General features: G+C 62.8%; 7 protein-coding genes. 4 read left to right on the plus strand and 3 right to left on the minus strand.

All coding sequences use genetic code 11. The annotated features are described in order from the left end of the window. Positions 1–280: 280 nt before the first annotated feature. Both DI526_RS23135 and DI526_RS23140 read right to left on the minus strand, forming a co-directional pair. Positions 281–571, minus strand: coding sequence for a hypothetical protein (locus DI526_RS23135; protein ID WP_304283326.1), 291 nt, complete (start codon positions 569–571; stop codon positions 281–283). A 58-nt stretch (positions 572–629) separates the two neighbouring features. Continuing rightward, positions 630–1,145, minus strand: coding sequence for a hypothetical protein (locus DI526_RS23140; protein WP_304283328.1), 516 nt, complete (start codon positions 1,143–1,145; stop codon positions 630–632). A gap of 60 nt (positions 1,146–1,205) precedes the next feature. Between DI526_RS23140 and DI526_RS23145 the strand changes: the two genes are divergently transcribed. Genes DI526_RS23145 through DI526_RS23155 form a run of 3 tightly spaced genes read left to right on the plus strand, consistent with a single transcriptional unit; the run spans position 1,206 to position 3,084 of the window. Next, a complete protein-coding gene (locus DI526_RS23145) occupies positions 1,206–1,445 on the plus strand; it encodes a hypothetical protein (RefSeq protein ID WP_304283330.1) in 240 nt (79 codons plus the stop codon). 35 nt (positions 1,446–1,480) lie between these two features. Then, positions 1,481–2,152 carry a hypothetical protein gene (locus tag DI526_RS23150; RefSeq protein WP_304283331.1) on the plus strand — a complete coding sequence of 224 codons (672 nt, stop codon included), beginning with the start codon at positions 1,481–1,483 and terminating at the stop codon, positions 2,150–2,152. After that, complete coding sequence (locus DI526_RS23155; protein ID WP_304283333.1) at positions 2,152–3,084, plus strand: ParB N-terminal domain-containing protein; 933 nt, start codon at positions 2,152–2,154, stop codon at positions 3,082–3,084. The genes DI526_RS23150 and DI526_RS23155 overlap by 1 nt, the downstream gene beginning before the upstream one ends. 170 nt (positions 3,085–3,254) lie before the next feature. Here DI526_RS23155 and DI526_RS23160 read toward each other — a convergent pair whose 3' ends face one another. Continuing rightward, positions 3,255–3,683, minus strand: a complete 429-nt coding sequence (locus tag DI526_RS23160; RefSeq protein ID WP_304283336.1) for a hypothetical protein — start codon at positions 3,681–3,683, stop codon at positions 3,255–3,257. A 48-nt stretch (positions 3,684–3,731) separates the two neighbouring features. Here DI526_RS23160 and DI526_RS23165 point away from each other — a divergent pair, with 48 nt between their 5' ends. Next, on the plus strand, positions 3,732–4,214 hold the full coding sequence (locus tag DI526_RS23165) for a hypothetical protein (protein WP_304283338.1): 483 nt from the start codon (positions 3,732–3,734) through the stop codon (positions 4,212–4,214). Positions 4,215–4,316 lie beyond the last annotated feature (102 nt).

A 4,316-nucleotide genomic window follows, 5' to 3' on the forward strand; every position in this document is an offset into this window, starting at 1 on the left:
TTCGCAGTTCCCGATATACGTTCCAAGAGCCTTCGAAGGGGCTGCTAGGGGGCTTCGCTGAAACCCTTGTGGCGCAAGGTTCGAACGTCTTTGGAAGGCCCTTCAACTGCAGCCGAGAACGCGGGTCATAGCGGGCATTGTCGCGCGATGAACTGGGAACGGAACTGGGAATCCGCCTTCTCACTTTCGTTGTCTCTTCCCAGTTCCGGCAAGTCGCTGATCTGAAAAGAAAAAGGGCCGCTCGCGGCGGCCCTTTGTGAACTTTGGAACTGGGAACGCCCTAAGGGCGCTTCGCCATCTCGATGAGCAGGGCCTCGATGCGCTCGCTGCGCTCGATAGCCTTGGCGATCGTGAAGGGCACGAGCAGCCCGAGCGGAGAAAACAAGATCAATAGGCCACCAACGAGCGCAAGGAAGCTCGCATTGGGCGCATACGACGCCCCCGCCTCTTGGACGTTTCCCAAGAAGAGCCCAGCGCCAACAATAACAGAAATAACAACGTTGGCGATGCCGACAGCGCGCCAAGCTTTTACTATCGGCGTGTAGTTAGCCCAGGCCGTATTATCTTCCATAACTAAGCCCCTTTTTGACACGTTTCGAAGTGAGCGTCTAATTCGGCACGGTTTGGCGTTACCGCACCGATAGCCCGAGCGCCGGCGCGAATTTAGCGATCACGTTGGCGACCTGGTCAGCGTACTTGGTGCGCAGGAGGTGGACGAGGTGGAGATAGTCCTCCTGAGTCTCGCAGGTCTCCTTCATTAGCTCGATGTTGGTCGCGTTGATCGCCACCGACGCGATGCGGAGCATTAAGCGCTCGAAAGCCCTAGCCTTTTCAGGGGTGTCTAACCGACATTCGCTCAAAGGCCCGTCGTGTAAAATCACTGAGGCGGATGCAACAATGAATGAGTTGCCAGGCTTGTGGAAGAGGTTGATGCGGAGAGCCGTATCAACTGCATTTGCAATCTCGGCGTCAGTTTTAGGAATTAGTGCGGCGTATTTCTTTGGAACGCCTCTCGATCGCCACTGAGCTACTGCTGAACGGACCACGCCGAGCTTCTCAGCAAGCTCCATATCAGTGGCGGCTTCAAACGTAATTCTCAACGCAGCAATTTGATCAGCAGGGCTTGTCACCATGTTGACGGCCACTGCGATTTGTGAACATGTTGACAAGCGCGTTTGGCGCGACTGTCAGCGAGATTGACAAGAATGACCATTCAACCCGGCCCCGAGCTGCTGCGCGAGGTGCGCGTCGGCTTCATTCGCAAAGGTTCCTCTTTGAGGGCCTGGTCCATCGAGAACCAGGTCCATCAGGGTTATCTGATCCAGGTGCTGCGCGGCAGGACGAACGGCCCCTGCGCTCAAGCCTGGCGTGAAAGGCTGATCACTGAGAGTGGAATTACCGCGAACGGCGGTCGCGGTCATCGTCAAAACGTCGCCGCCGCTTAGACATGGGCGCGCTAACCCTTTCTGATCTCTCGGTTATGGCGAACGAACCGCGCGTTCGCGACGTGCGGTTGGGTGAGGTGCTGGGCTTTTCGCAGGCTCGTCTCGTCCGCAGGGTCATCAAGGCCAATCTCGATGAGCTTCTGATGCATGGACCATCGTGCCAGGTCAGCACGATGGTCGGTATCGGCTCCGGCGCCCAGCGCGAGGTGGCTGAATACTACCTCAACGAAGCCCAGGCTCTCCTGGTCTGCATGTTCGCCCGCACCGAGAAGGCTGCGGAGATCCGCAAACAGGTGATCGAGGTGTTCCTGGCCTGGCGGCGGGGCGAACTGGCCCAGGCCAGCGCCGCGCCGGACCCGACCGTCACGATCCTGCGCCGCCTGGAAGAGCGCCTGACGGCGATGGAGAAGGCCGGCCGCCAGCTGAGCGAACTGATTATCGCGCCGGTCGAGAGCGCCCTGTCGCTGACCCACGTCGTCGAGTTGTGGTTTGACCAGAGCCGGCAGCGCCGCCCGAAGTTCTGGGGCGACGTAGAGGTGCGCGGCTTCCTGCTGGCCACCCATCGGCAGGCCACCGTCGACCAGGTGCGAGATCGATGCGCCGAGGCGTTCGGCCAGGCCCGCACCCCGACCCGCAGCGCGATCCACCGCTTTTGGCAACGCTTAGACCGGCTGAAGGCCGCCAATCCCTCACTACGGATGCACTGATGAAGACCTCGGGGGAAGCAAACATTCAGGAAGCGACGCAGGCCTTGCCGCCCGCGCGACGTCGCATCCGCCTTGATCGGATCATCGTCGCCGATCGCCTGCGTGCCATTGAACCGGCGGCGGTCGATGTGCTGGCCGTATCCATCCAGGAGGGCGTTCTAAACACCCCGATCACCGTTCGCCCGCTGCGGGTCGACGGAGATGACATGATCTATGGGTTGGTCACTGGCGCGCACCGCTACGCTGCGGCCGAAAAGCTGGGCTGGGTCGATATCGAATGCTCGATCCGGAACCTGACGGACGATCAGGCCCGCATGGTCGAGATCGACGAGAACCTGATCCGGCGCGGGCTTACGCCGCTAGACCGGGCTGTGTTCGTCAACGAGCGCCTGCAAGTCTGGGCGAAGCTGAATCCTGGTCGCGTAGTCGAAGATGGGGCGGCGCCAAAGCGGGGCCGTCCGGCAAATTCCGACAAGTTGTCGCAATTTCTCGGAGACGTGCCCCCATCAATGGGGTTCAGCGCCGAGACGGCGGCGGACCTTGGCGTCGATAAGCGCACTGTCGAGCGGGCTCTTATTGTGGCTCGCGGCATCTCGGCAGAGACGCGCGCAACAGTCGCCGGAACCAAGATCGCCAAGAACGAGGGCCTGCTCCGCCAGCTGGCGGCGGTTCCGGACAAGGCCGAACAGCTCCGCGCCGCCGAGGCGCTGGTCACCGAGAAGGCCAAGAGCTTCCCAGACGCCCTGCTGCTGGCGGCGGGCAAGACGCCCGCGCCGCAGGCGCCGCCGCGTCCGGCCGATGAGGCGGTCGCCGCCTTCCTGGCGATCTGGAAGAAGGCCCCGCCGACCCACCAGGACGCCATCCTGCACGCGCTGAGCGGCCAACGCCTGCCCAAGGGCTGGACTGTGGCGAAGGGGGCGGCCGATGCGTGAATTCTCCTGGTCGCCGCTCGCTAGCTCAGACGCTGAGCGCCTTTGGTCCGCAGCTGAGCAAGCACCGCCATCGCAACTTGCCTTTCTAGGCCAAGGGCGGCCTCCTCAAGATCCTGCATGTCCGGATCCGTGCCCGGCGCGGGCCGAGGGGGCGGTCACTAAGGAACGCGCTAGAACGGCTGAAACGGCGAGCGTGTCGGATACGGCCAAATCCAGCCTTCGTCCGCTTCGTGCGTCTGCATCAGCTCCATCGCTGACAACGCCGCCCAATTCTCAAGGTCGACCGGCCCGCCGCGCTGGCGTTCAAGGGCCTGGAAAAGGCGAAGTGTCCGGTGCGCCCACGCGGCGGCTGCATAAGCCGCAAGTAACGCGTCTTCGCGTGGCAGACCTCGTAAAAATGCTCGACGAGTGCGTGCGTCCGTCCGACAGAGAAAAGGTGCGACAAGCTTATGTCGCCTCCTTAGCTGCAGCTCGGTCTCCTGACGCCCAAGCGACAGAAGAAGGTTGTGGAGCTGGATCAGATCTCGCTCGGTCATCAGATCTAGAGCTGACCGAAGCCTGCGCTTCAGCGCCGTCACTGTCCGATCGCGATCTTCCAAACGCGCCGCTCCCGAATTGCGTGCCGAAGCTTATGGGGAGTCGTCCCCGTGGCTAAGCGCATCCGCGACGAACAGACGCTCGACCTCTTCGAGCACAAGCACCTGTTCCCGGTGGAGACGCCGCGCGAACTGGGGTCGGCGCTCGACTTCAACAGCACCTTGTCGCGCGCCATGTCGCGCGCCTTGGACGAGGCCCGCGAGCACGGCCGCGACCGCTACGATGTGGCGGCCCGTATGTCCGAAATCCTGGGCCAGGAAGTCTCCAAGGGCATGCTGGACGCCTACACCAGCACGGCGCGCGACACCCACACGATCAGCGCGGTGCGCTTCAAGGCGTTCGTCCGCGCCACCGGCTGCCTGTGGCTGTGGAAGGTCTACCTGGACGGTGAAGGCCTGACGCTCTTGATGGGCGAAGAGGCCCTGCACGCCCAGGCGTCGCTCGCCGAGAAGCGCGCCAAGGCTCTTCTGGACGAGGCGCGGCAACTGCGCGCCCGCGCCCCCCTGGAAATCAGCCGTGGAGGCCGCCGATGAGCCCGCGCGCCAGCATCATCGCCCAGGAGTGGTTCACGGCCGCGGAATTGGCCGACCTGAAGCTTCCGGGTCTGGCCACCAGCAAGCGCGGTGTCCAGATGA

It is taken from the genome of Caulobacter segnis (assembly GCF_003243465.1).
Taxonomy (GTDB): Bacteria; Pseudomonadota; Alphaproteobacteria; order Caulobacterales; family Caulobacteraceae; genus Caulobacter; species Caulobacter segnis_A.